This window comes from Nonomuraea sp. NPDC049028 (assembly GCF_043197735.1).
In the GTDB taxonomy this organism is placed as follows: domain Bacteria; phylum Actinomycetota; class Actinomycetes; order Streptosporangiales; family Streptosporangiaceae; genus Nonomuraea.
On sequence record NZ_JBICTR010000006.1, the window covers coordinates 140,976 to 163,340 of the forward strand.

Sequence of the window (22,365 nt, forward strand, 5' to 3'; positions counted from 1 at the left end):
GTGACCGGCGTGCTGGCGCATGGGATTGGTAGTCGCAGCGATCTGCCGATTCCGCTCTTCTACGCCTATGCCGGGGCATTCGCCGCGCTCGTGGTGTCCTTTCTGGCGCTCGGGCTGCTCTGGGCGGACTCCCGCTTCCGCGGCGATCGGGCGGGATGGGTGCTCCCGTTGCGCCCACCTGCCCGGCCGTTGCGGGTGCTCACCCTCCTGGCGGTCGCGTACACGCTGGGTTGGCTCGTGGTCGGCCCCGCTGACGGCAACGCCGGCCCGTACCTGGTGTATGTGCTCTTCTGGGTCGGGCTCGTGCCCGCTTCGCTGCTGTTCGGGCCGGTGTGGCGGGTGCTGAACCCGTTCCGGCTGCTGCCCGACCGGCCGCGCGCGCCACTGCCACCGCGGCTCGGCTACTGGCCCGCCGCCGTCGGCCTGCTGGCGTACACCTGGATGGAGCTGGTCGCGCCCGAGCCCGCCGCGCCCGCGACGCTGCTGGTCTTCTGCGGCCTGTACAGCATGGCGCAGCTGGCCGGGACCTTGGTGTACGGCCACGCGTGGCTGTCCAGGGGCGACCCGTTCGAGGTGTACTCGACCCTGATCGGCCATCTGGCACCCTTCGGCAGGCGGGCCGACGGCAAGCCGGTGCTGCGGAATCCGTTCGACGGCCTCGACGCCCTCGAACCGGCCCCCGGCCTGGTGGCCACCGTCTGCGTACTGCTCGGCGGCACCGGCTACGACGGCTTCTCCTCGTCGCCCGCCTGGGTGAACGCCCTGCAGTCCGGCTCCCTGGGCAGAGCCGGGCTCGGCACGCTCGGCCTGCTGGCGGCCATCGCCGGGGTGGCGGTGCTGTACGGCGCCTGCCTCGGGCTGGCCGGACTGATCGGCGGGACCAGGGGACTGGCGCCCCGCTTCGCCCATTCGCTGGTGCCGATCGCGATCGGTTACCTGATCGCGCACTATTTCTCACTGCTGGTCATCGAGGGCCAGCGCGCGATCATCCTGTCACTCGGCCTCGACACCTCGGTGGACCAGAACGTGGTCAGCCCGGCCACGATCGCCACGGTCCAGGTGCTGGCCATCGTGATCGGGCACGTGGTGGGCGTGGTCGCCGCGCATGACCGATCCGTCCGCCTGCTGCGGCCCGACAGGGCGGTGGCGGGGCAGATCCCGCTGTTCGTCCTGATGATCTGCTACACGATCGGCGGCCTGACCCTGCTCTTCGCCTGAAGGTGCTGGGGTGCTGCGACGTAGCCGAAACAAAACGATCCCCACCGCGCCCCACCCATGGATATCGGTCGCGAGAAGATCAATGCGGGACCTCCTGCGATCAGGAGCGTCGGACGGCGTTGACATACTGCCGTTCATGACGATGGAGACGGTTGTTCTTACTGGTGCCGCTGGACGGGTCGGAAGTGTGTTGCGTGAGCCGCTGCGGCGGCGACTCAGCCGGCTGATCTCCGTCGACCGGGCGCCGTTGACCGTTCAAGGGCCGAACGAGGAAGTCCGCCAAACTTCGTTGACCGGCATCGAGGACGTGATGTCGGTCATCAGGGGTGCCGATGCGGTCGTGCACCTGGCCGGAGTGCCAGATGAAGCGCCGCTCGCCGACCTCCTGGAGGGCAACGTCCTGGGCACCCACCATGTTCTGGAGGCGGCGCGGCGGACGGGGACCAAGCGCGTGGTACTAGCCAGTAGCAACCGCCTGACCGGCTGCTACCCGGCCGCGCAAACGGTCTCGCCGCACCTGCCGCCTCGCCCCGACGGCCTGTACGGCGTCAGCAAGGTCGCCGTGGAAGCTTTGGGGCGGCTGTACGCCGACAAGTTCGGCATGGAGGTAGTGTGCCTGCGCATCGGGAGCCTCGAACACGAGCCGAGCGAGCCCCGGCACCTGGCCACCTGGCTGAGCCCGCGCGACTGCGCCGGGTTCATCTGGTCCGCCCTGACCCGGCCCGACATCACCTTCACCGCCGCGTACGCGGTATCGGCCAATACCCGCCGGTTCTGGGAGCTCGACGACCAACTCGGGTATCGCCCTCAAGATGACGCGGAGGTCTATGCGGACCGGATCCCTGGAGCGACCCAGTACTTCACCGGTGACCCGCTTCAGGGCGGCGTCTACGCCACTGCGGACTACACACTCCGTCATGCTCTCGATCGAATGCCATAAGTGGCCGCTCGACGTGTGACGTTTCGCATGGGCCGGCAGTTGCCCTGCCAAAAGCTAACGCGACCGCCGACATGGTAGTGCGCGCATATCTTGCCGAAATTTCTGCCCGCGACGAACTGGAACACACCGCCCACTGGTCAGCCTGGCGACGCCAGCACCAAGCCCGCGCCCGCTGGTTCCACCAACAAATCTGCCTGGCCACCGCATACAAGCAGCTCAGCTTAAACAAATGGAGGCTGCCGCACCAGGTCGGCCTACTCACCGATCGGCGTGAGGATCAAGCGGGCGTTGTCCCTTGATGGACGGGTCATCGCGTATCGAGCCGCCTGGCCGCTATGGCCATCCGGGCGGCGAAAAGCGGTAAACCGCTGCGCCAACATAGCCAGGATGAGGAGCCCGGTCATGGTGGCCATGTCCTCACCGATGCATTTCCGCTTTCCCTCGCCGAACGGCAGATAAGCCGCCCGTTGCTCGTGGTCGAGCCTGCCGGCGAATCGGCCGGAGTCGAAGCCCGCCGGGCCGGGCCATCGGGCTGGATCGCGGTGCGTCGCATAGGGGGCGATGATGATCTGGTCGCCTACGGCGAGCCGGTGCTTACCAAGTTGAGTCTCCGCCTTGACGTTGCGGAAAAACATGGGGAACGCGGGATGCAGGCGCAGCGACTCCTGCAGCAGAGCCTGCACGGTGACGAGCCGCGGAAGGTCCTCCAGTGTAGGGGTGCGGTCCGCGCAGACATTGACCACCTCGGTCCGTAGCCGGTCCAGCTGATCCCCTCGCTCGGCCATCAGGACGCACGCCCACGACAGCACGGTTGCCGTGGAGTCGAATCCCGCCATCAACAGCGTGAAGACCTGGTCTCGTACCTGCCGGTCGCTTAGGCGGTGACCGGTCTGCGGATCGGTGGCGGTCATCAGCTGCCCGAGCAGGTCCCCGGCCTCGGTGCCCTGATCCCGGCGCGAGGAGATGATTGACCTAACTCTGTCATCCAGCGCCGCGATGGCCTTTCGATAGCCGCTCGCCCCAGGTGCCCAGTGCGGGAGGAAGATTCGCCCCGCCATGCCGTCGAAGACCGGCAGGGCGAGCTGCGTGAGCTCGGCCGTATCGACTGCGTTCCCCAGCGCATGCCGCATCAACACCTCGACACTCAGCAGCTTCAGCTCGCTGAAGATGTCTATCGGACCGCGCAGATCCCATGCGTCCATTCGGCTCCGCCAAGCATCGGCCGTCAACTCCATTACGGTGCGCAGTTCGGCTCGGCGAAAGGCGGGATTCATGATCTGGCGCAGCAGGCGCCAGGTCGCCTCATCGTTCACCGTGAATAGTCCATCCTCGCCCAGGGCATCGGCGATGATCCGATAGATGGGCCCGCCCTTGTCGAACTGTGTCGCGTCGGTGACCAGGATTCGATGAAGGCAGTCGGGATCGCTCACTACCCAAAACTTCCGGCGCCCCGGGATCGGCAGCCGGGCAACTCCTTCGTGTGTGAGCGCCAGTCGGGTACACAGCACGACCGGGTCCCGGCGTAGCAGCGCTGCGACCACCTCGGGCAGGGACGGCTTCGTGGGCATGCGCTGTCTCCTAGCACTCCAGGGGAGGGCCCCAGCGACACTTCGCGATCTCGCTGTTGAGGCCACATGAGTACGGCCACCGCGTGATCATCAGTGAGTTCGAGCGCCTGCTCGAACTCGAGACGCTCGTGACGTGGCCGCGGGCGACAGCGTAGGGCCTGAAGCCCGGCCGGTCACCTTCGAGGAACTGATGGGCCGGATCGCGGACCGGTTCTGCCGGGTGGAACCGCGCCGTACCGCCCGCGCCCATCTGTCCGGGCTGCTGTCCGGGATCGAGCGCAAGGACTGCTGGCGGCCGGCCGAACACGCGGGGTCGTAGAGTTCGGCTCGGAACTCCGACAGGTCATCCAGCGCCTGGGTACGCGAGCCTTCCCCGACCGGTGCTGGGACGCTCGCCGTCGCGCACGCCAAAATGGAGGTCACGGCCACCGCCTCTCCTCGTGGTCTTCTCAACTCGACGATGAGGCGATGGCCGCCCTACGCATAGCGCCTGCCCGTGCCCAGATCGCCACAATCCGTTACAGCAGCAGACGTCACCCATGCGACCCATCACGGCAAATGTGTAGATCGCAGGTTAAACGTCAAGCTAAGAGGCGGCTCACGGGGCGGCCGTATGCGTGACACGCGATCGGTGTCCTGAGCAGACCCCACCGGAACCCGGCTGAGCCGGGTCAATGCCCTGAGCGTTCGTTCCCGATGATCGTTCGCTGGCGATGTCGCGGAATGTCGGGATACCGAGGTTCACGGCGGCGACGTGGGCTGCGGCGCGGCTGGTCAAGGCGGGCTTGCTGGGTCAGCTGATGGTGCGGAGGGCGGGCCATATCGTTGTCCACGGGGCGCGGATGCCGGTGCACACCGTGACCGGCTTGCCCTGTTCGCCGTTGTCGATCCCGAGCCGATTGTCGATACGGGCCGCGTCCCGGCAGCCGGTGAAGTACTGGGCCCAGTTGGCCGGTCGCCAGTCCCCGACGTGGACGACGACGGTGCGCTCGGCGGGCGGGGGTCCCCAGGTCCAGTAGGAATTGTGGCCAGAGTGGATCGGCGGCAGGCTCTTGCCGAGGAGGATGAGAGGGCTGGCCTCGCTGTAGCTGTTGGCCAGGATCACCGCGTGGGCGCGTTGCGCCGGGGGCAGCCCGGCTACGACCTGTTCCACGGTCGCCACGAACTGTGGCCAGCCGATCTGGTTGGCCACGTCGGGCACCGTGGCCGGCAGGGTGGTCTTGGCGTAAGCACCGACCGGCAGGACCGGCAGGGTCAGCAGCGCGATCAGCCCACCGGAGGCGACGCCAGCCGCGCCGAACCCCGCGATCTTGAGCCGTCGATGGCCCCGGGCGATCCACTTGTCCAGGATGATCCCGCCGGCCGCCATGAACAGCGCGGCGCTGCCGATCGCGTAGTACGCCTTGCCGCCGCTGAGCAGGGCCAAGACCATGGCCACGAGGGCGGCGACCCCCAGCGGTCGCCAAGGCGCGGCCGCCCGCGACCCCAGCACCCAGACCAGGCCCATGACGCAGACCGGGAACAGCAAGGGACCGGTGAACAGCCACAGCAAAGGCAGGGCCTGGGCGCGGTTCGTCGCCGCGTACCCGGCGATCTGCGAGGCCATCGTCAGCTGCGGCCAGCCGTTCACGGCCTGCCATGCCAGGTTCGGGGCCCACATCATGGCCGCGATCACGGCCGCAGCCCACGCCCACGGTGAGCGGACGACTTCCCAGCGCCGGTACAGCAGCACCCCGATGGCGAGCCCCGCGGCGAGGAACAGCAGCGTGTCCTTGTTCTCCAGCCCGATGCCCGCGCTCAGCCCCACCGCCACCCACAGCCGCCGATCCCCGCCGGCGAGCAGCCGCACCAGTAACCACATCACCACCGCCCAGACCAGCAGGTCCAGCTCGGTGGTGGTGTCCAGATGCCCCGCGCCGAGATACCCGGAGACGCCGGCCGTCACCGCGGCCAGTATCTGCGCCCGGCGGGAGCCACCCAGATCGCGGGCGATGAACCCCACGATCATCACGACCGAGGCCATCTCCAGCGCCGGCAGGATCCGCACCGCCGTCGGCGAGGCCCCCAGGATCGCGACCGACGCCGCAGACAGCAACGGCGTCAGCGGTGGCTGATCCACGTACCCGAACGCCGGATGCCGCCCCGCCACCGCGAAGTACATCTCGTCACCATGGAAGCCGTACGCCCCCGACAGGCTGAGCAACCCGGCGACCATCAGCCCGGCCACCAGCCACACCGGCCACGGCACCGCCCACGATCGGGAACCCGCCGGCGACCTCGTCACATCCACGCCGTCAACCATCGGTCGTGATCACCACCGGTCGTATCGGTAGGGCGTTCGCGATCGCCGTAGCGCAGGACCAGCCGGAAGAGGTGGCGGCCGGCTCGACGCCGCTCGACGGATCCGGTCGGCGAGGACCGTTCGCCGCGCGGGCCGAAGATCTCGCGCTCGGCCGCCGTGCGATTGACGCCTGCGACCGCCGCCGTCGACCGATTCGACGTGCGGACATGTCCTTGCCCGTGTTCGCGCTCATGATGAGTCCAGCAGTCAACGAGCCTCAGTGCTGCCTGATAGCTGGATGATATCATGTTGCTATCACCTCGTCGCCGATCCTCGATGCTCTGGCGACGTTGGTGACGTCTGAAGGCGCCGGTTAACTGGCCTTGTGGGAGACGGTATGTAGGACGTGTTTCATGAGCGGCGCTGCGTGGCTCATGCCTCTGGAAGGGTGCGCATGACCTCCAGGTACGGCATGACCGTCACTTCTCAGGGGCAGCAGCTCTGGCTTGACACACCTGAGCGTGTGGTCGCGGACTAGGCATGGCCGGGTTTGTCGGCATTTCGTACGAGAAGAGCCCGGTCACAATGTCCCCAGTCCGCGCATGGCGATCTCGACGGCTCGGCGGCCCGCCTTCAAGTACTCCTCCTCCGAATGGCCGTGCAGTTCCCCGCAGGCGCGCGTGGCCGCCTGGACGGCGCCCAGCAGGGAGCCGAGCGCGGCCGCCGCGCTGATCGGGTCCAGCTCGTCCGGGAAGGCCTTCACGAACGCGCCCGCGATCCTGCTCTGCAGGTCGAACAGCACGTGCAGGGCCTTCGCCTGTACGGCCGGGACGGTCATGATCAGGTTGCCGTAGACCTCCATCCGCTCACGGTCGCCGGCCAGCGGACCGTCGGCGAGATAGCGGGCGATGACCCGGTCGTAGGTCCGCAGCAGCAGCTCCGGGACTCCTTCATCCGGTGCCCGCTCGGCGAGGACCTCCAGCGCCGCCTCGTAATAGTGCTCGGCGTCGGAGAACAGCACGTCCTCCTTGCTCGGGAAGTAGTTGAAGAACGTCTTCGTGGCCACATCCGCTTCGGAGGTGATCTGCGCGACGGTGGTCCGCTCGTAGCCCTGCTCGCTGAACAGCCGGTACGCGGTGCTGACGAGCAGCTGCTTGGTCTGGCGCTTCTTGCGCTCACGCCGTGTCTCCTCCACGGGGACGAGCTTACATCACGACTGTTTTTACACTAGTTGTATTTTTACTCTTAGTGGTGTTAAGTGGAGCCGCGTCACCTCCAGACCAGAGAGGAATGAGATGTCCGCACCCTCGTACCCGAGCCCGATCCCGATTCCGATGACGCGTCGCCCAGGCTGTCCCTTCGACCCGCCCGAAGAGCTCGGGCACCTGCGCTCCGAACATCCCGTGGCCCCGATGGCCTATCCCGACGGCCATATCGGCTGGCTGGTGACCAGGCACGACCTGGTCCGCGCGGTCCTTGCCGACAAGCGATTCAGCCACCGGGCCGAGCTCACCCACAGCCCGTTCCCCGGGGCGACTCTCAGCGCGAAGCCCCGGCCCGCGCCGCCCGGCGCCTTCCCCTCGATGGACCCGCCCGAGCACACCCGCTACCGCCAGCTGCTCACCGGCCAGTTCACCGTCCGCCGGATGCGTCAGCTCACGGGCCGGATCGAGCAGATCACCGCCGAACACCTGGACGCGATGGAGCGGCACGGCCCGCCGGTGGACCTGGTGGAGGCGTTCGCGCTGCCGCTCCCGGCCCTGATGATCTGCGAACTGCTGGGCGTGCCGACCGCCGACCGGGCCGAGTTCCAGCACCACATGGCCGTGCTCGGGGGCATGGGCATATCTCCGGAGGACAAGGTCGCCGCCTTCGCCGCGGTGCAGGGGTTCATGCGCGACCTGGCGGCGGCCAAGCGCGTCCAGCCCACCGACGACCTGTTCAGCGGCCTGGCCAACGACAGCGACCTGACCGACGACGAGCTGTCCGTCATCGGCGGCATCCTCATGGGCGCCGGGTTCGACACCACCGCGAACATGCTCGCCCTGAGCGCCTTCGCCCTGATGAGCCACCCCGACCAGCTCGCGCTCCTGCGCGCCGACGCCGGCAGGGCCGTCGAGGAACTGCTGCGTCGCCTGAGCATCGTCCCCGGCCTGCACCGGGCCGCATTGGAGGACATCGAGCTCGGCGGGCAGCTGATCAAGGCCGGTCAGACCGTCACCGTGTCGATCCCGGCGGCCAACCACGACCCGCACCAGTTCGCCGACCCCGACGTACTCGACCTGGGCAGCCCGGCCACCGGGCACGTGGCCTTCGGCCATGGCGTCCACCAGTGCCTGGGCCAGCAGCTGGCCCGCGTCGAGCTGCAGGTCGGCCTGCCCGCGCTGTTCGAGCGGTTCCCGACGCTGCGCCTGGACGTACCGGCGGAGGAGGTGCCGCTGCGCACCGACATGATGATCTACGGCGTGCACCGGCTCCCGGTCACCTGGGACGTGGTGTGATGCGCATCGACGTGGACCCGGAACGCTGCTGCGCCGCGGGCATGTGCGTGCTCAGCGCTCCTGAAGTCTTCGACCAGCACCCCGACGACGGCGTAGTGGTCCTGCTCGACCCCGCGCCGCCGCCCGAACTCCACGCGGCCGTCCGCGAGGCCGCGCTGCTGTGCCCGGCCACGGCCATCGCTTTGACGGAGGAGCCGTGAGCGGCGTGCTCATCGTCGGCGCCTCGGCCGGGGGGCTCACCGTGGCGGAGATGTTGCGGGCCAAGGGGTACGCCGGGCAGATCCGGCTGGTCGGGCAGGAGCCGCATCTGCCCTATGACCGGCCACCGCTGTCGAAGGAGGTGCTGGCCGCAGCCTGGCCCGCCGAACGCGTCTTCCTGCGCGACGCCGCGCGGCTCGACGCGCTCGGCGCCGAGTTCATCCTCGGCCGCCGCGCCGAACGGCTCGACACCACCGCTCGCACGGTGGATCTCGACGACGGGCGGACGCTGTCCTATGACACGCTCGTCATCGCCACCGGGCTGAGCCCGCGCCGACCGCCGTTCCTGGGGGACCTTGCCAGCGTGCACACGTTGGGCGCTGATGGCCTCGTCGGGGTGCCCGCGTTGCCGTACTCAGGACCTTGTCGGCGTGCATACGTTGCGCGCTCAGGACCTCGTCGGGGTGCATACGTTGCGCACTCTCGACGATGCCCTAGCCCTGCGCGAGCGGCTGCGCGGGGCGCGGCGGGTCGCGGTCATCGGCGCGGGCGTACTCGGCTGCGAGATCGCCGCCACCGCTCGCACCCTGGGCGCCGAGGTCACGCTCGTCGACCCCCTGCCGACCGTGATGGTCCGCCAGCTGGGCGACGAGCTCGGCAGCCTGGTGGGGGCACTCCACGAAAGCCACGGAGTCCGGGTACGCACCGGGGTGGGCGTGGCCGGCCTGACGGGAGCGGCTGCCGGGGATGGTCCGGGCAGGGACGGCCCGGGTGCGGATCGTCTGGGCGGGGGTGGTCCGGCCGGACTGGTCGGTGCGGTCGAGTTGACCAGCGGCGAGAGTGTCCCCGCCGACGTGGTGGTGATCGCCGTCGGGTCCGTCCCGGCCACCGGCTGGCTGGCCGGAAGCGGCCTGTCGCTCACCGACGGCGTCGAGTGCGACTCCCACTGCCGGGCCGCACCGGGCGTGTACGCCGTCGGCGACGTGGCCCGCTGGCACCACGAGCTTCTGGGTACGAGCATCCGCCTGGAGAACCGCACCAACGCCACCCAGCAAGCCATGGCCGTAGCCGCCGACATCATGGGCGATGGCGCGCCGTACACCCCGATCCCGTACTTCTGGACCGACCAGTACGACGTCAAGCTCCAGATCCACGGCCACATCCCACCCGGCGCCCGCCTGCGCCCACTCGACGGCGAGCCGGGCAGCGGCCGGTTCGCCGCCCTGGCCGAAGTGGACGGCGTCCCCACCGCGGCGATCGGCTGGAACCATCCGCGCGGCGTCAGGCTCGCCCGCGGGCACGTCACCGACGCTCTCCGATCCATGCCGAGCGGGACCTGAACACCTGGACGGTGTACCGGCACTCCCGCGCCACACCGCCCACTAGCGGGGATGCGGTCTCGCGCATGAATGATCTTCGGATGTTCCACTGCTTCTCCGGCCATACCATCCACGCGGTGAGCGGCCTCGACAGTGTGCCTGGTGTGGTCGGGAGCGGGACCATCTGGACGTGGACTCGTCGCAGCTCCGTCTCTTCGCTAGGCGGCGGGGATCATCGTGGCCGCGTGCCGGGCCACCGCGGCGGCGCCCGTGCCGGCCAGGACGAAGAGGGCGGCCAGGCCGACCCAGCCCGCGGTGCCGTGTTCGACGGCGGTGGTGGCGAGGATCGGGGAGAACATGGCGGCGATCGCGTAGCCGGTCTGACTGAGGCCTTGGTAAGCACCGGCGCTGCGCTGGTCGGCCAGTTCGAAGGCCATGCCCCAGCCACCCGCCTCGCCCAGGATCTCACCCATGGTGTGGGCGAACGCGGCCAGGACGAACAGGACGCAGGCGACGATCATGTTTCCGTAGCCGGCCAGGGCGTACAGACCGCATGCCATCGCGAGCAGCCACGACGCGCGCCTGACCGTGCGCCCGGCCTTGCGCACGTCGTCGGTGCCGCGCGAGGCGCGCACCTGGAGTGCGGCCACGACCACGGTGTTGAGGACGAGGAGCACCGAGACGATGGCGGTGGGCGCGTCGATGGTGGCCACCCAGAGCGGCATGCCGACGGTCAGCAGGCCGAAGTGCGTGGCCACCACGGCGTTGCACGCCACGCTCGCGATGTACGTACGGTCCCGGAGCGGCGAAGGCCCGGTGGACGCGGTGCGCTCCCTGACGGCGGTCATCCTGGCGGCGAGCTCCGGCACCTGACGCCCGAGCCCGGCCAGCGGCACGGTGGCCGCCAGCAGCAAGACGCCGGCGACGATCATCGCCACACGGTACGCCGAAGCGGTGCCGATCAGGAGCGCCGCCGCAGCGGCCACCGTGCCCAGGCCGATGAAGACGTTCGTGACCACGCGCATCCGGGCCCGTACCTCGACTCGCTCCTGGCCGGTGTACCACCGCGCCAGCATCGCCTGCTTCGACGAGGAGCACACCGAACGCATGATCACGGCCAAGCAGGCGATCAGGGCGAACACGACGGCGTCGGAGGCGAACGTGTAGGCGAGCAGCGCAACCCCGTTGAGCCCCGTCGCCACCGTCTGGACGCGGTGCGCGCCGACCCGGTCAGCCAGCCACCCTGCCGCGTACGAGGCCATCACCCCGGTGCCGCCCGCGATGCCCAGCCCGAGACCCACCGTCGTCGCGCTGAGCCCGATGACGAGCGTGAAGTACAGCGTGCTGACGGTGTAGAAGACGCCGCTGGAGAGCGCGAACGCCATCGTGCTGACGGTCAGTGAGCGGGCGACGCGGTCCTGAGGGAAGAAGGTCTGGATCACGGGGGCTTTTATCTCGCAATAGGGCCTTTGTCGCCAATTGATGTAGCGTATGGCTTCATGGCCGGGCTGGTCGAGTACGAGCTCGCGGGGATGGATGTGGCCGACGTCCGCTTCGCCATCTCGCCGCTCAACGAGCTCACGTTGTCGTTGCGCACGTTCCGCGACCCCGGACGCTATCCCGTGCACCTGCCCTGGCTGCGCCGCACGGAGCAGGCCCGATCCACGCTGGACGTGCCCCTGCTGAAAGCGCTCACCAACGACGACATGTGGACACCGGACTACCTGTCGCCCCGCCCCCACGCCCCGCTTACCCGCATCGACGACGAACTCGCCACAGTCGCCCGCGTCCCGGTGGACCGGGTGCTCGATGACCTGCGCGTCATCCACCCCCGGCTCCCCGAGCCGCTGCGCGGCGACCCGTCGTCCCGCATCCTGGACGCGCTGCGGGACTACTGGCGTACCTGCTTCGCGCCCTGGTGGCCCAGGATGCGCGCGGTCCTGCAGGCCGACGTGGTCCACCGCGGCCAGGTCATCTCGGCCCGCGGCCTGGCCGCGATGTTCGCCGACCTCAGCGAGCGTGTTCAGCTGAAGGACGGCGTCGTACGCATGAGGCTGATCAGCGACACCCGCTACCGGCGCTCCACCAGCGGCGAGGGCATCACCCTGGTCCCGACCCTCTTCACCCGGGCCTCCACCGTCCCCATCTCCCCGTCCGAGCCCCCTTTGATCATGTACGGCACTCGGGGCGTCGGCACGCTGTGGCAACCGGAGCCCCGTCACTCCCCAGGGGTGCTCACCGACCTTCTGGGCGCCACCCGGGCAGGGCTGCTCACCATGCTCGAGACCCCCGCCTCATCGACCGAACTCTCCGGCCGCCTGGGCGTCACCCCATCGGCCGTCAACCAGCACCTCCGCACCCTCCGCGCCGCCGGCCTCCTCGCCAGCGCCCGCCACGGCCGCTCGGTCCTCTATCTACGCTCGGAGCTCGGCGACGCCCTCGTCACCGGATCAGGACTCCGGGCCGCCGGTGTCGACCGCGAAGCGGAGGACGCCGCACACCCCGGTCCCGGTCAGTTCGGCCAGGAGGCCTGAGACGCCGAGCTGCTCGCCTTCTGGTCGGTGATTCACGTCCCAGATATTGAGATCCCCGCTGTCTTCGGCCACTTCCAGAGGGTGCTGCGGCCCGGCGGACTCGTGTTGGTCGGCTTCCATGTCGTGACGGGTCACGATTGAAGACGCAAGGTTATGGCGGCCATCCCATGAAGGTCCACGTTCACCACCGTCAGCCCGCCCAGGTGGCAGCCTGGCTGCGCGATGCCGGGTTCACGGTCGAAGCTCAGATGCTGTCAGGTGTCGAGGTGCAGGCGGAAGAAGGCGCATGGAAGGCCCAGGTGGCGTTCACTCTACGAATTCAACCTGTTCCGCAGCCGTTATAGCTGGCGGCGCATTGCGGCGCAGTCCATTGTGTGCCGATGGCGTTGGTCATGCTGGTAAAAGTGGAGACCCCCCAAGCCCATGCGGACAGGTCTTGTGGTGGCTGGTTTGCCTGAATGCCGAATCGGGAACCGTTTCCGGCTCGAATCTCAGCAGCCACTTTCTGGTAGGGAAGCCAGATATTCTGGTTCTGTTGGTAGTCTGTCATGTTAAGCCACAGCGTGTTTGCCGTCGCCTCGCCAGCAGTTGGCCACGCCAACCAATGAACCACATTGGACATCGGAAATAGCGGGCTGCTGATAACTCTCCAGCGTGGATCGTTGAAATCAGCCTGCAGGACCAACTGGCCGAGCGTGCCAGGTTGGTAGAGATAAAAATTGTATATGTTGGTCAATGCTTGGCCATTACCGGCGAGCGCCTGTCGCAAGCAAAGATCCCCGTACCAGCGAGCCTGGCGGTAGAAGTAATGACACCAGTCCGTCCCCCAGTACTCGGAACCTTCTTGTTGGGGTACTACAACCGTAGTATTCCTGGGATTGTCGCTGTAGGCCATGGCTCCCCTCGGGGCGGCAAGGCTGCCGCCTCCGCGCTCCTGGATCATGTTCAGCACAGGGGAGTCGTTGTTCGGATCTGGTGTAGCCCCAGTCGTCGATAGCCCGGTGGCAAAAACGGACGGGGATGGCGATGGTGCGTTGACGGCTGCCTTCGATGGGGATGCGGATGTGCTCCCGCGAATGGCCATCTGGCCATGGGCATCGCAGGCGGCCAGGGCGAGGGAGAATGCCCCTACGAGCACGAGTGTAATGAAATCCGGCTTGTTCGATGTCATCGAGGGCCTTCTTCGTCAGTTACGGCATGACCGGCTGCATTGCCCGCCACAGAACAGGACCATTATGTTCTGCCATGCCACTTACGATATGCGCACATATCGGGACGCGCCAGCCTGGGAGGTCAAAGTGGAGTTCCAGAAGAAGTCAAGAGTAGTCGTAATGCGCATCTCTTGGAATTTTGTCAGTTTTGAAGACTTAGTGGGATTAGGCGCTCACCTTGTTCGTCAGGGGGAGCAGTTGGTTCTGCTCGTGCCCATGACCACCTTCCCCCAAGGGCTCGTGCTGTCCAGAAAATGAATCCGGCTGTCGCGAAGTACCGCGAATCACGAAAGCGGCTGCAGGCCTTCGTACATCGGCAGGATGTGATCGAGCCGGGTCGTGAATTGCGGTCGGCCCAGGTCCTGGTAGGCGCGCACCCAGAGGGGGAGCAGGCTGGTGAAGTGGGCGATGTCACGGTGGAACGCGTCCATGATTCCGTGCAGGGCGGTTGCCGGGAACCCCGCGCCCAGCAGTTGGGCGGCGTCGGCGAGGACGTCATCCAGCCGGTAGGAGTCCATGGGGCCGTCCGGGGCGAACGCGTCCGCCGGGGCCAGAACCCCGGGGCCGATTCCGTACGCACCGGGCTCGTGTCTCCATCCGGACGGGACCGCGAGCTCAAGGGGCACCACCACGTCGAAACCGTCCGGGGTGACGGCGCGTTCAGAGGCGGGGTCGAGGTCGAGCTCGGCGGCGACGCGGGCGATGAGGGAGCGGTCGTCGTCGCTGAGGTTCTCCTTGCGGAGGCCGAACGAGAGCATCCACTCCAGGCCGGCCCGGGTGTCCCTGGCGATGACGCGTCCTCCGGGTTCCTGGCCGAAGAGGGCGACAGGGTGGTCGGTTCCGCCCAGTTCCGGCGCGGGCACCACCCAGCCGACGTAGGTGCCGTTGCCCAGATGGCCGAACTGCAGATACTCCGGTGTGGCGAACAACGGCACGTGGTCACCTCGCCACGCCGGACCTGGATAGGCCTCTTCCCAGCCGTCGGGGGCGCGGGGAACGGATTCCAGGTCGAACATGAAGTCGTAGTGCGTTGTCAGGAGTCCGTCGTCGTACAGCTCCTCGTCGATGAAGGCGTGCGGCCAGGCGATGTCGACCAGTTTGGCGAGCGCGGGCGGCGTGGGAAAAGGGAACAGGTCGTCGACCCAGGCCGGGGGCACAGCAGTCATGGCGATCAAGGTGCCACTCGCCCGGCGGGTGCGGCAAGCGGTTCGAGCACGTACGGCGGTTGTGGGGCCGTCGGCGTTGGGATCAGAAGTATGGATGGCGCCAAGAACGGGTAGAGCATCGGCGGATTCACCTTCTAGCAGGGTGTTGCAGACACCGCCGATGCTCCTCTGATATCTCCATATCCGCCCCGCAGACCAGCGAAGGCACGCGGAAACATCCCCCTCCCGCATGCATAATGATCAAGGAAAACCGCGAAACACGAGAGGATCCTGTAGTCCAGGCCGCGTGGACGGGGCAATCGATGTTGATGTTGGCATGGGAGTGCTATTCGCCGGCGGTCACTCGTGCCACGTACTTGCCGTTGCCGCGCCCGTCTGCGAGCAGCTGGTGCACGGCGGGTACGCCGGCGAGTGAGTCGACCTCGGTGGCGGCAACGTCGAGCCGGCCGGTGGCGAGCATGTCCAGGACGCGGCGCAGGGCTGCGGCGACGCGCTCGGGAGCGGAAGCGCTCAGGCCGGTGATGCTGAACCCACCGATCGCGACGTTGCCGCCGATGAGCCTGCCTGCGGGCGGGAGCGGGGCGGGTTGCGCGCCGCCGGCGTTGCCGAACAGCACGATCCGCCCGCCGGGCGCCGTGACCGCCAGATCGACGTCGAGCATGCTGGTGCCAAGAGGATCCAGTACGACGTCGACGCCTTTGCCTCCGGTGGCCGCACGTACCGCCTCGACCAGATCGTCCCCACGGGCGATGGCGATGTCATAGCCGCTCTTGCGCGCCGAGTCGACCTTGTTAGGGCGGCCGACGGTGCCGATGAGCAGTCCGCCCCCTACCGTGGGCGCCACCTGCGCGAGAGCGCTGCCCACGCCACCGCTGGCCGAGTGCACCAGCACGCTGTCGGTAGAGCCGAGCCGGGCGGCGTCGGTCAGCAGGAGCAGGGCGGTCGTGAACACCATCGGAGCGCCCGCCGCCGAGAGCAACGAGACCTGGTCCGGTATTGCAACGGTGAGCGCCGCACGAGCGCGTGCGACCTCGGCCAGGCCGCCCCCAGAAGTGAACGCGGCCACCCGCTGCCCCACGGCGAGGTCGCCGACGTCCGCACCCACCTCGCGCACGGTCCCGGCAACTTCCAGGCCGGGCACGTACGGCCAGGCAGATGCGTATCCGGGGTCGCCGCGGCGCGCCATCACGTCCATGAAGTTCACCCCGGCGTAGGCGACATCGATGGTCACCTCTCCCGGGCCCGGACGTGGCTCGTCGATCTCCTGGACCTGAGTGCGGTCCGATCCCTGTGACGGTGCGGCCATCAGCAAAGCACGCATAACGGGCTCCTATTTCGACGTTCGTCGTACGACGAAAGTAGTATCATGCTTGTACGATGTCTGTAAAAGGAGGTGCGGGATGCCCCGGTCACACGGCCGCCGCGCAACATTGACCCACCCGGACACCGACCAGTTCGACGTGCTGGACGTGCTGCATGCGCTCGCCGACCCGACCCGCATGACCATCGTACGAACCCTGCGCGTCGATCCCGAGCGAGCATGCGGCACCTTCCCGGTCGACGTCGCGCCCTCCACGCTCACGCACCACTTCCGGGTACTCCGAGAGGCCGGCATCATCCACCAGCGCGAGGACGGCAACCGTCGCTGGACCACACTCCGCTTGGGGGATCTCGAGAACCGCTTTCCTGGTCTCCTGGACGCCATCGTCAATACGTACAACCGGCAGATCGCATCGACCACCGCCTGACAGCGGTCATGTGATCGCCACCACGAGCAGGCCCGCCCAGCGCGGCCCCTGCGGTCAGTATCGCCGTCGCGGGGCCACGTACCCGGCTGCCAGCCGTCGATGGCGAAGGTGACCAGGGCGCCCAGCTGCCGGCCGTGGTCGAACGCGGCCTCGTACGACGTCACCATCGGTCAGCTTGGGAGGGAAGATCACATCCATCATTGCCGGAGTGTAACGGGGGCGGGGGCAATCTGGCGCTCCCATTCGTTGGCTGTCTCTGCCGCGTATTGGGTGGGATCGAGTATCGCCGAGTTCCCGGTGCGCGTCCCTGACGACGAAGTACGGCTGCTGCTCATCAGTGACACGATCAAGGTGACCGACGGTGCCAGTCGGGAGGCGTGTGCGTCGTCGGCCAGGGTGGTCAGGAGATCGACGCATTCGCGGACGCAGCACAGAAAGGGTCGATAATTGATCTTCGGCCTCGACCTTTCGAGCGCCTGGCTTCGGGAGGTGGAGCATGACAAGTCACAGGGCGGTGAGGTGGGTAGCGGTCGCCGCAGTATTGGGCGTGGCCGCGTCGGGATGTGGAGCACAACCGGCCAACATCGCAGCCCGGACCGCCACATCCGTATCTCCTCCGCCGAGTGCGTCCGCGTCGGCGTCGTTATCCGTGTCTCCCTCGCCGAGTGCGTCCGCGTCGGCGTGGCTGGATGTGAGGATCATGAAACGGGGGCAGGAGGACAAAACTCCCAATCCCGGTTCGGGCGCGGGCGACCCACGGCTGGTCGCAGCCCTGCTCACTCGCTTCCGAGATGTGCGGGAGTGGTCGTACGTGCCGGGTGCCGTCGTTGCGTTGCCCGTCGCCGACCTGGAGTCCACTTTTATTCCACTGCGCCAGATCAGCACCCCTTTTGTGGGGCCGGAGGAGTGCGACAAGTGGACCGCCGGAATGTGGTTCGAGGTGCTGCGTAGGTACAACACCGCAGGTGCGCAGATGGCCGTCACCGCGATCACCGAGTCCGTCCCCAACCCAGGGACGCAGCACCTGCGACGGCCCGAGGGTGCGGGCTTCCACGAGGCGATCATCACCGGCTCCCCGGACATGCTGAACCGTCTTGGGGATCCGAGTCTGCCCGCGCGATGCCGCCACTTGTCCGATGCGGACGTCGGATCCGGAGACATCCAGCCGATAGATGTTCCACGCCTGGGCGAACGAGCCTGGGCCTATCGCATCACCGGCAGCGGGAAGGTCCCCATCTGGCACTGGGTGGAGGTGATCCAGACCTCGCGGTATCTGCTGGAGATCCGGATCCCGAATCAGGAACCGCGCCCTCGCGCCAATCCCGCCAAACTGCTCCCCCAGATCGCCCAAGAGGCCTATGAAAAGGCGGAGGCGGCACTCCACTAGCTGCCTCGCTGAACTCTTCGCATCCATACGCCCCTGACCCAGCCGCCGCGGGAGGGCCTGGCTTGACCGGTGGTGCCAGAAGCTGTCAGTTCGGCGCTTCGTCTATTCCTGGCCTGAGAGGTACTGGCGTGCTCTCCCTCACGCGGCCGAGGCTTCCTAAGGTGGAGTCATGAGCACCACTTCTCTCCAGTTGAACAACGGCGTCGTGATGCCGGCTCTCGGCTTCGGCGTCTTCCAGTCGTCTCCGGAAGAGACCGCCGCGGCGGTCGAGACCGCGCTGAAGACTGGCTACCGGCACATCGACACCGCCGCCGCGTACGGCAACGAGCGCCAGGTGGGCGAGGGCATCCGCCGTTCGGGGCTGGACCGCTCGGAGGTGTTCATCGAGACCAAGGTCTGGGTGAGCGACTACGGGTACGACCAGACCCTGCATGCCTTCGACAAGGCCGCCGGGAAGCTCGGTGTGGAGCAGATCGACCTGCTGATCCTGCACCAGCCGGCGCCGAAGGGATTCGAGGCGACCATCGCCGCCTATCGAGCGCTCGAGAAACTTCTGTCCGACGGGAAGGTCCGCTCCATTGGGATCAGCAACTTCATGCCCCGGCACCTGGCCGAGCTGATCGAACGCACCGATGTCGTGCCCGCGGTGAACCAGATCGAGCTGCACCCCTACTTCACCCAGCCCGAGGTGCAGAAGGCCGACGCGGAGCACGGCATCCTCACCCAGGCGTGGTCGCCCATCGGCGGCATCACCTTCTATCCCGGCTGGGGCGAGCACCGCAGAAGCGTGCTTTCCGATCCGGTGCTGCGTGAGATCGCGGACGCGCACGGGAAGACTCCGGCCCAGGTGATGCTCCGCTGGCACCTGCAGCAGGGGCGTTCCGCCATCCCGAAGTCCGTCAATCCCGCCCGCATCGCCGAGAACTTCGACGTGTTCGACTTCGAACTGTCAGCCGAGGAGATCGCCCGCGTCGACGCGCTCGACACCGGCGTGCGCAGCGGTCCGGACCCCGACGAGCGGGACCCGATCAGCCTGGGGATCGTCATCCCTGAGGCGTAAGCGCCGCTTCGCCTGACGACCGTGAAACGCTCGGAGCCGTATATGACTACCGGGTCACCTGACCGTCTTCCAGGGAGGATATTTCCCCTACGTGCGTGCGGGTGAGGGCGAGGAGGCGGTCGTCTTAGCCGGTGATCTGTCCGGCGGGGAAACGTGGACTGCCGAGGTATGTCCACCCGGTGTAGCCCGGCTTGTAGACGCCTGGTTCGAGATACTTGAACCATCTGAGCTCGCCACTGCGGAGCAGGATGTAAAAGACGCCCCGGTAGGCCGTCTCGTCCTGGTGGATCAGCCATCCGGTGCCGTTGGGTTCGTAATCGTCTCTGAACCAGGTCCGGCCGCCTTTCTCGGGTGCGTGCTGGCGGTGCCAGTACAGGTCTCCGCGTGCGTCGATGGTGAACAGGACGCCGTCTTCCAATGCGATGATGCGGCGGTAGCGTTGCCAGCCCCGCTTGACCACCTTGCAGCGCCCGGCGTTCACCCATGGTTCGACAGCGTCGGGTCCCAGATAGCGATACCAGCAGAGTCGGCCGTTGGGCAGGAGGCCGTAGAAGATCTGATCCGAGCCGTTTCCGGGGGCGGCGGTGAAATCCCTGAATGCGTTGAACCCGTGCCCGATGCCCTGGCCGGAGTCGGCTTCCATACGTGCGCCCGGCTGATATTTGAAGAGGAACAGGTCGCCTGACGCGTCCACCCCATAAAGGGAACCGTCCGCTCCTGCCTCCAGCCAGCGGAATCGGTTCCAGCCGCCGCCAAGTTCCTCTCCCTTTGGGGCCAGCCACTTGGCGCCGCCGTTCTCGGGATCGGTGTGGACGAATCGGCGGAGGGTTCCGTCGGCGAAGATCGCGTAGAGCACGCCGGAACCCGCATAGGTGATCTTTCTCGCCTTTGCGAAGGATGGGAGCGTCTGCGCCACCTTCGCGGTCTGCGAGGGTGGTGTGTCATCGCCGAGGAAGCGCACATAGGCGGGTATCGCGGCGATGGCTGGGATCAGCACGGCTCCGGCCAGCCACATCAAGAACGTGTGGCGATCGACCCGCCGGTGAGGCTCCTCTTCTCGGGCTGATTTCTCTTTCTGCGGCTCTTTCTGTGTCCGGGGGCGGGCGGCGGTGCGGGCACGGGAACGTGGTGGCATCGGAGGTTCTCGTCCGGGGGAAGGGCGAGTCCAATGACAACATGTCGTCGCTCTCCGCGCTAGCGTAATCACGAAAAGTGAGCATGAGTCGGGAGAGGCCTGGGGCCGGGGGAGCGCGAGGGGGCTGGCAAGCCCCCTCGCTAAGGGCGAAGCCCCCAGTGAGGCTGCCCGAGCGCAGCGAGGACCATGCCTGTCGGGGGTCGAAGGGGGCGGCAGCCCCCTGGGAGGCGCTGCCCGAGCCATGGGCGCGCAGCGCCTCCGCAATGAGGACCATGCCTTAGGAGGTGGTTTCGCGCCACCTGTTGGTGATGGGGAGGCGGCGGTCGCGGCCGAAGTTCTTCGGGGTGATCTTCGGGCCCGGCGGGTACTGCCGGCGCTTGTACTCCGCCGTGTCCACCAGCCGGATGATGCGCGTCACCAGCGCGGGGTCGTGGCCGGCCGCGATGAGCTCCTGTACGCCCATGTCCTTCTCGACGTAGTCGTCGAGCAGTCGGTCCAGCACCTCGTACGGCGGCAGCGAGTCGGTGTCGCGCTGGTCGGGACGCAGCTCGGCGCTCGGCTCCTTGGTGATCGAGTTCTCCGGGATGGGCCGCTCGGCGTCGAGGCGGAACGACGGGTCGCCATGGGCGTTGCGCCAGCGGGACAGCTCCCACACCATCGTCTTCGGTACGTCCTTGATCGGGGCGAAGCCGCCCGCCGAGTCGCCGTACAGCGTGGAGTAGCCCGTCGCCAGCTCGCTCTTGTTGCCGGTCGTCAGCACCAGGTGGCCGTGTTCGTTGGACAGGCCCATGAGGATCGTGCCGCGGACGCGGGCCTGCAGGTTCTCGGCGGCCAGCCCGGACAGGTCGATCTCCTTCTCGAAGGCGTCGACGATCTCGCCGATCGGCACCACCTGGGCGTTGATGCCCTGCCTGCGTACCAGCTCTTCGGCGTCGCCGAGCGAGTGGTCGGAGGAGTAGCGCGAGGGCATCAGCACCACGTGGACCCGATCGGGCCCGATCGCGTCGGAGGCGATGGTCGCGGTCAGCGCCGAGTCGATGCCGCCGGACAGGCCGAGGATCACCGACTGGAAGCCGTTCTTGACCACATAGTCGCGTACGGCCAGCACCAGCGCCGAGTAGACCTCCGCGTGCGGGTCCAGGCGCTCGGCCACCGGCGCGGGCACGGGCTCGCGCGGCTCGACCGGGTCGGACGACAGCACCAGGCGGTCCACGGTGATGGTGGAGCCGTCGCCCGCGTCGTACGGGAACGACCCGGTCTCGGCGGTGGAGACCGGGAGATCCAGGTCCACCACGAGCAGCTCCTCGCGGAACTGCCCGGCGCGCGCCACCAGCTCGCCGGCCGCGTCCACCACGATCGAGTCGCCGTCGAAGACCAGCTCGTCCTGCCCGCCGACCTGGTTGACGTAGACGAGCGCGCACCCGGCCTCACGCGCCCTGCGCGCGCACAGCTCCAGGCGTACGTCGTCCTTCTCCTTCTCGTACGGCGAGGCGTTGGGCGCCACCAGCAGACCGGCGCCGGCCTGGCCGACCACGGCCACCGGGCCGCCCTCCTGCCACAGGTCCTCGCAGACCGCGATCGCCACGTCGACCCCGTGCAGCCGGAAGATCGGCAGCCGGTCGCCGCGCACGAAGTAGCGGTATTCGTCGAACACGCCGTAGTTGGGCAGGTGGTGCTTGGCCGTGCGGACGACGACCTCGCCCCGGTGGAGCACCGCGGCGGCGTCGAGCGAGGCGCCCTTGGGCTGGCCGATGCGCGGCGCGAGCCCCGCCCGGTCGACGTAGCCGACGACCACGGGCAGCTCGCCCAGCCCCTCCTCTCGCAGCCTGAGCGCGACCTCGCCCAGCGTCCTGATGCTGGCGTCCACGAAGGATGTACGCAGGACCAGGTCCTCCACCGGATAGCCGGTCAAGAACATCTCCGTGAACACGACCAGGTGCGCGCCGCGGTCCGCGGCGTCGCGGGTCCACGTGAGCAGTCGGTCGGCGTTGCCGGAGAGGTCGCCTACGGTCGGTTTGGTCTGTGCCAGCGCGATACGGAGTTGTGCCACAAAGGTCAGCCTAGTACGGTGCCGTTTTTATCGTCCAAGCGACGAAAAG

20 protein-coding genes and 1 pseudogene are annotated in these 22,365 nt (G+C 67.8%); 11 read left to right on the forward strand and 10 right to left on the reverse strand.

The window, feature by feature from the left end; all coding sequences use genetic code 11:
* Positions 1 to 1,218, forward strand: a complete 1,218-nt coding sequence (locus ACGFJ2_RS24005) for a hypothetical protein (RefSeq protein ID WP_393471693.1) — start codon at positions 1 to 3, stop codon at positions 1,216 to 1,218.
* Positions 1,219 to 1,354: 136 nt separating this feature from the next.
* Positions 1,355 to 2,158: an NAD-dependent epimerase/dehydratase family protein gene (locus ACGFJ2_RS24010; protein ID WP_393471696.1), complete on the forward strand. Its 804-nt coding sequence runs from the start codon at positions 1,355 to 1,357 to the stop codon at positions 2,156 to 2,158.
* A gap of 254 nt (positions 2,159 to 2,412) precedes the next feature.
* Here ACGFJ2_RS24010 and ACGFJ2_RS24015 read toward each other — a convergent pair whose 3' ends face one another.
* The gene (locus ACGFJ2_RS24015; RefSeq protein ID WP_357944695.1) at positions 2,413 to 3,726 is read right to left on the reverse strand and encodes a cytochrome P450; all 1,314 of its coding nucleotides are present in this window, start codon (positions 3,724 to 3,726) and stop codon (positions 2,413 to 2,415) included.
* Positions 3,727 to 3,859: 133 nt separating this feature from the next.
* On the opposite strand from ACGFJ2_RS24015, the gene ACGFJ2_RS24020 reads away from it, so the two are divergent.
* Positions 3,860 to 4,045, forward strand: coding sequence for a hypothetical protein (locus tag ACGFJ2_RS24020; protein WP_393471700.1), 186 nt, complete (start codon positions 3,860 to 3,862; stop codon positions 4,043 to 4,045).
* A gap of 474 nt (positions 4,046 to 4,519) precedes the next feature.
* Here the strand turns inward: ACGFJ2_RS24020 and ACGFJ2_RS24025 are convergent, their stop codons facing one another.
* From ACGFJ2_RS24025 to ACGFJ2_RS24035, 3 genes are all read right to left on the reverse strand, one after another.
* The gene (locus ACGFJ2_RS24025) at positions 4,520 to 6,016 is read right to left on the reverse strand and encodes an ArnT family glycosyltransferase (protein WP_393471703.1); all 1,497 of its coding nucleotides are present in this window, start codon (positions 6,014 to 6,016) and stop codon (positions 4,520 to 4,522) included.
* Entirely contained in the window at positions 6,007 to 6,315 is a 309-nt protein-coding gene (locus ACGFJ2_RS24030) for a hypothetical protein (protein ID WP_358205106.1), read from the reverse strand. The genes ACGFJ2_RS24025 and ACGFJ2_RS24030 overlap by 10 nt, the downstream gene beginning before the upstream one ends.
* A 272-nt stretch (positions 6,316 to 6,587) precedes the next feature.
* Positions 6,588 to 7,202 carry a TetR family transcriptional regulator gene (locus ACGFJ2_RS24035; RefSeq protein WP_357944710.1) on the reverse strand — a complete coding sequence of 205 codons (615 nt, stop codon included), beginning with the start codon at positions 7,200 to 7,202 and terminating at the stop codon, positions 6,588 to 6,590.
* Positions 7,203 to 7,341: 139 nt separating this feature from the next.
* Here ACGFJ2_RS24035 and ACGFJ2_RS24040 point away from each other — a divergent pair, with 139 nt between their 5' ends.
* The 4 genes and pseudogenes from ACGFJ2_RS24040 (at position 7,342) to ACGFJ2_RS24055 (ending at position 10,046) form a co-directional block, all read left to right on the forward strand.
* The gene (locus ACGFJ2_RS24040) at positions 7,342 to 8,508 is read left to right on the forward strand and encodes a cytochrome P450 (RefSeq protein WP_357944713.1); all 1,167 of its coding nucleotides are present in this window, start codon (positions 7,342 to 7,344) and stop codon (positions 8,506 to 8,508) included.
* Entirely contained in the window at positions 8,508 to 8,708 is a 201-nt protein-coding gene (locus ACGFJ2_RS24045) for a ferredoxin (protein WP_357944715.1), read from the forward strand. Before ACGFJ2_RS24040 ends, ACGFJ2_RS24045 begins: the two co-directional genes overlap by 1 nt.
* A 50-nt stretch (positions 8,709 to 8,758) precedes the next feature.
* Positions 8,759 to 9,013, forward strand: a pseudogene (locus tag ACGFJ2_RS24050) (FAD-dependent oxidoreductase); the annotation flags it as partial.
* A gap of 124 nt (positions 9,014 to 9,137) precedes the next feature.
* Positions 9,138 to 10,046 (forward strand): NAD(P)/FAD-dependent oxidoreductase, encoded by a 909-nt coding sequence (locus tag ACGFJ2_RS24055; RefSeq protein WP_393471708.1) that lies wholly within the window; start codon positions 9,138 to 9,140, stop codon positions 10,044 to 10,046.
* Between the two features lie 197 nt (positions 10,047 to 10,243).
* On the opposite strand, the gene ACGFJ2_RS24060 is transcribed toward ACGFJ2_RS24055, so the two are convergent.
* A complete protein-coding gene (locus ACGFJ2_RS24060) occupies positions 10,244 to 11,467 on the reverse strand; it encodes an MFS transporter (RefSeq protein ID WP_393471711.1) in 1,224 nt (407 codons plus the stop codon).
* A gap of 57 nt (positions 11,468 to 11,524) precedes the next feature.
* Here ACGFJ2_RS24060 and ACGFJ2_RS24065 point away from each other — a divergent pair, with 57 nt between their 5' ends.
* Complete coding sequence (locus ACGFJ2_RS24065; RefSeq protein ID WP_358449823.1) at positions 11,525 to 12,559, forward strand: DUF5937 family protein; 1,035 nt, start codon at positions 11,525 to 11,527, stop codon at positions 12,557 to 12,559.
* 319 nt (positions 12,560 to 12,878) lie between these two features.
* On the opposite strand, the gene ACGFJ2_RS24070 is transcribed toward ACGFJ2_RS24065, so the two are convergent.
* From ACGFJ2_RS24070 to ACGFJ2_RS24080, 3 genes are all read right to left on the reverse strand, one after another.
* Positions 12,879 to 13,730 (reverse strand): hypothetical protein, encoded by an 852-nt coding sequence (locus tag ACGFJ2_RS24070; RefSeq protein ID WP_357944728.1) that lies wholly within the window; start codon positions 13,728 to 13,730, stop codon positions 12,879 to 12,881.
* Positions 13,731 to 14,054: 324 nt separating this feature from the next.
* On the reverse strand, positions 14,055 to 14,936 hold the full coding sequence (locus ACGFJ2_RS24075; RefSeq protein WP_393471715.1) for a hypothetical protein: 882 nt from the start codon (positions 14,934 to 14,936) through the stop codon (positions 14,055 to 14,057).
* Between the two features lie 325 nt (positions 14,937 to 15,261).
* Complete coding sequence (locus ACGFJ2_RS24080) at positions 15,262 to 16,257, reverse strand: zinc-binding dehydrogenase (protein WP_357944734.1); 996 nt, start codon at positions 16,255 to 16,257, stop codon at positions 15,262 to 15,264.
* Positions 16,258 to 16,336: 79 nt separating this feature from the next.
* On the opposite strand from ACGFJ2_RS24080, the gene ACGFJ2_RS24085 reads away from it, so the two are divergent.
* The 3 genes from ACGFJ2_RS24085 (at position 16,337) to ACGFJ2_RS24095 (ending at position 19,131) form a co-directional block, all read left to right on the forward strand.
* Positions 16,337 to 16,684: a metalloregulator ArsR/SmtB family transcription factor gene (locus ACGFJ2_RS24085; RefSeq protein ID WP_357944737.1), complete on the forward strand. Its 348-nt coding sequence runs from the start codon at positions 16,337 to 16,339 to the stop codon at positions 16,682 to 16,684.
* Between the two features lie 700 nt (positions 16,685 to 17,384).
* The gene (locus ACGFJ2_RS24090; RefSeq protein WP_393471719.1) at positions 17,385 to 18,071 is read left to right on the forward strand and encodes a hypothetical protein; all 687 of its coding nucleotides are present in this window, start codon (positions 17,385 to 17,387) and stop codon (positions 18,069 to 18,071) included.
* A 169-nt stretch (positions 18,072 to 18,240) separates the two neighbouring features.
* On the forward strand, positions 18,241 to 19,131 hold the full coding sequence (locus ACGFJ2_RS24095) for an aldo/keto reductase (RefSeq protein ID WP_357944747.1): 891 nt from the start codon (positions 18,241 to 18,243) through the stop codon (positions 19,129 to 19,131).
* A gap of 124 nt (positions 19,132 to 19,255) precedes the next feature.
* Here the strand turns inward: ACGFJ2_RS24095 and ACGFJ2_RS24100 are convergent, their stop codons facing one another.
* Positions 19,256 to 20,266, reverse strand: a complete 1,011-nt coding sequence (locus ACGFJ2_RS24100) for a tachylectin-related carbohydrate-binding protein (protein ID WP_357944750.1) — start codon at positions 20,264 to 20,266, stop codon at positions 19,256 to 19,258.
* Between the two features lie 277 nt (positions 20,267 to 20,543).
* Positions 20,544 to 22,316: an NAD+ synthase gene (locus ACGFJ2_RS24105; RefSeq protein ID WP_357944752.1), complete on the reverse strand. Its 1,773-nt coding sequence runs from the start codon at positions 22,314 to 22,316 to the stop codon at positions 20,544 to 20,546.
* Positions 22,317 to 22,365 lie beyond the last annotated feature (49 nt).